Source organism: Bifidobacterium simiarum (assembly GCF_002802905.1).
GTDB lineage: Bacteria > Actinomycetota > Actinomycetes > Actinomycetales > Bifidobacteriaceae > Galliscardovia > Galliscardovia simiarum.
In genome coordinates this window covers 1-241 of the sequence record NZ_PEBK01000030.1, presented here as the reverse complement: position 1 = coordinate 241, position 241 = coordinate 1, and the positions used below count along the sequence as shown (strand labels likewise).

General features: G+C 69.3%; 1 protein-coding gene. It reads left to right on the top strand.

What is annotated here, in order from left to right; all coding sequences use genetic code 11:
• Positions 1-238, top strand: a 238-nt coding sequence (locus tag CSQ87_RS10680; RefSeq protein ID WP_479856251.1) for an RpiB/LacA/LacB family sugar-phosphate isomerase, incomplete at its 5' end; no start/stop codon positions are given.
• Positions 239-241: the final 3 nt, after the last annotated feature.

Below are 241 nucleotides of genomic sequence, written 5' to 3'. Positions count from 1 at the left end.
GTGGCTCGAGGAGCCCGGCAGCGGCTACCCCAAGGAGAGGGTCGTGCCCGAGCAGCGCAACAAGCGCATCCTCGACCAGGTCAGGGCGGCCGCCTACCGGCCCCTCATCGACATCTACCGCGACCTCGACCCCGAACTCGTCAAGGGCGCGTTCGCCGGCGAACGTTTCCGCGAGCTGTTCGAGGCGCACGCCCGGCCCGGCGAGATCAGGGACTACGTCCTCAGCCTCACCGACTAGCAC